Consider the following 1,006-nt stretch of genomic DNA (forward strand, 5'->3'; position numbering starts at 1 on the left):
CGTGAATCGCCCCGGGTCTGGTGGAGGCTCTCAATCCATGGAGGATGAGAGTCATGGCAGCATCCAGGAAGTACCCCGACGAGCTGCGTGAGTGCGCGACTCGGATGGCGGTAGAGCTGCGGCAGGATCCCGCTACCAAGAACGGCGCGATCCAGCGCGTGGCAGAGCAACTCGGCATGCACCCCGAGACCTTGCGCAACTGGGTCCGGCAAGCCGAGATCGACGGTGGCGTTCGCCCGGGCACCACGACAACCGACTCGCAGCGATTGGCCGAGCTCGAGCGGGAGGTCCGCGAGCTGCGGCGTGCCAATCACATCTTGAGGACGGCTTCAGCTTTCTTCGCGGCGGAGCTCGACCGCCCCACCAGCAAGTAGTCGCTTACATCGACGCCCATCGCCACGACGTAGTCGGTGGGCGCGAGGTCGGGGTCGAGCCGATCTGCGCCGCGCTGAAGAAGGCCGGCCTCACGATCGCCCCGAGCAGCTACTACGCGGCCAGGTCCAGGCCGCCCTCGGCCCGCGCGATCCGCGACGCTGAGCTGGTCGAGGACATCAAGGTCGCCCACAAAGCGAACCTGGGTGTCTACGGCGCGAGGAAGATCCACGCTGAGCTCAACCGTGAGGGCGTCAAGGTCGCCCGCTGCACGGTAGAGCGACTGATGAAGGCCGAGGGACTGCGCGGGATCCCGCGGGAGAAGACCCGCAAGACGACCATCGGCGACGGCGCCGAGACCGAGCGACCCGAGGACCTGGTCAAGCGCAAGTTCGTCGCTACCGCGCCGAACCAGCTGTGGGTCGCGGATCTGACCTACGTCAGGACTCACGCCGGCTGGACCTACGTCGCGTTCGTCCTCGACGTCTTCAGCCGGACGATCGTCGGCTGGCAGGTGTCCACGTCGCTGCGCACCGACCTGGCACTCGACGCGCTCGACATGGGGCTGTGGACCCGGCAGCGCGCCGGGCAGGACGTCACCGGGCTCACGCATCACAGCGACCGCGGAGTCCAA

2 protein-coding genes are annotated in these 1,006 nt (G+C 67.5%); both read left to right on the top strand.

What is annotated here, in order from left to right:
* The first annotated feature begins 53 nt into the window (after positions 1-53).
* The gene (locus QWY28_RS23210; protein WP_300955291.1) at positions 54-374 is read left to right on the top strand and encodes a transposase; all 321 of its coding nucleotides are present in this window, start codon (positions 54-56) and stop codon (positions 372-374) included.
* Positions 375-382: 8 nt separating this feature from the next.
* Positions 383-1,006, top strand: a 624-nt coding sequence (locus tag QWY28_RS23215; RefSeq protein WP_300955292.1) for an IS3 family transposase, incomplete at its 3' end; no start/stop codon positions are given.

The sequence above is a fragment of the Nocardioides oceani genome, from assembly GCF_030412965.1.
GTDB lineage: Bacteria > Actinomycetota > Actinomycetes > Propionibacteriales > Nocardioidaceae > Nocardioides > Nocardioides oceani.

Coding starts and splice junctions, on each gene's coding strand:
- QWY28_RS23210 (WP_300955291.1), top strand. CDS start 54: ATGGCAGCATCCAGGAAGTACCCCGACGAGCTGCGTGAGTGCGCGACT.